This window comes from Winogradskyella vidalii, from assembly GCF_013403955.1.
GTDB lineage: Bacteria > Bacteroidota > Bacteroidia > Flavobacteriales > Flavobacteriaceae > Winogradskyella > Winogradskyella vidalii.
Map to the genome: position 1 here is coordinate 1 of NZ_JABFDG010000041.1, position 1,208 is coordinate 1,208.

At 31.9% G+C, this 1,208-nt stretch carries 2 protein-coding genes; both read right to left on the bottom strand.

Features of this window, described 5'->3' with window-relative positions; all coding sequences use genetic code 11:
• Positions 1 to 223 precede the first annotated feature (223 nt).
• Positions 224 to 511: a type II toxin-antitoxin system RelE/ParE family toxin gene (locus HM982_RS18385; protein ID WP_179354775.1), complete on the bottom strand. Its 288-nt coding sequence runs from the start codon at positions 509 to 511 to the stop codon at positions 224 to 226.
• A complete protein-coding gene (locus HM982_RS18390) occupies positions 504 to 743 on the bottom strand; it encodes a ribbon-helix-helix domain-containing protein (RefSeq protein WP_179354776.1) in 240 nt (79 codons plus the stop codon). Before HM982_RS18390 ends, HM982_RS18385 begins: the two co-directional genes overlap by 8 nt.
• Positions 744 to 1,208 lie beyond the last annotated feature (465 nt).

Sequence of the window (1,208 nt, forward strand, 5' to 3'; positions counted from 1 at the left end):
TTTTTGGATAACTTTTTTGCTCTTAATGATATGCTATAGTCGAGTTTATTCACTTTTTGTAGTAATTGCTGCTAACGGTTTTGTGTATGGTTAGTTGCGTGGTTTAGGGACTAAGTTAACAAACATTTACGAACCCGTGAATATTCCGCAGGAATATTCGCAAGTAGGGAAGAACCTAGCAATTAATTATACACGGTGTTGGCAACAGTTTTTATTATTCAGATTACAGTACGTCGTTTAAATCTTGTCTTCCGACAATTGCCATTATTTCAACAACGTCATTATTTATTTTATAGTAAATACTATCTATTCCGCAAACACATCTTCTGTAGTCTTTTTTTATATAATCAACTGACTCGAATGAAAAAGGCCTTTGGGAAATAATTTCAAAATATTTAAAGAATGATTCAAAATATTTATCCGCTTGAGTCATACCAAATTTTTTAACTCCATAGTGATGGATTCGGATTAAGTCATTTTTAGCTTCGTTACTTAATCGATATTTAGCCATTCAGTAAAGTTTTTGATTGAGCTAAAATTTCATTTTTTGATTCGCTAGTAAATCCGCTATTTTCAGCTTTTTCCAACTTAGTTCGAACCCAATCTATTTCGATTTGTTGTTTTCTAGCTTGTCTAATTAAATCGTTAACTAATTCGCTTTTACTTGAATATTCTTTACCATTAACTTGTGCTTTCAGCCATTCGTCGTTAGGTTCTGTAAATGATATACTTTGTCTTGACATAATTCAATTGTTTGGTGTAAATATACATCAAATATGAATCATCACCAAATTGTTGCCAACGTGTTTGTGTATGGTTAGTTGCGTGGTTCAGCAACTAAGTTAGCAAACATTTACGAACCCGTGAATATTCCGCAGGAATATTCGCAAGTAGACAAGAACCTAGCAATTAATTATACACGGCTTAAGTTAGCAATTAAATAAAAACACTAAATTAAGATTTATAAATTAGAAAGAACAAAAGAGAGGAGTAAGGTTATTATATACGCAGAGACTTCAGATCTCGTCAACATTGAAAATCCCCTCTCTTTTCTACACAGATTTCGTACAGTTCTATGAGGCTTTAAGACCTCGATTTTAAGTCGTTGAAACTCGCGTAGATTGTCCTTTAAAAAAAACATTTCTTATGAATAAAGATATTAAATATTTTGGAATAGACATTAGCCATTTGGTTTTTGATGTCACAGA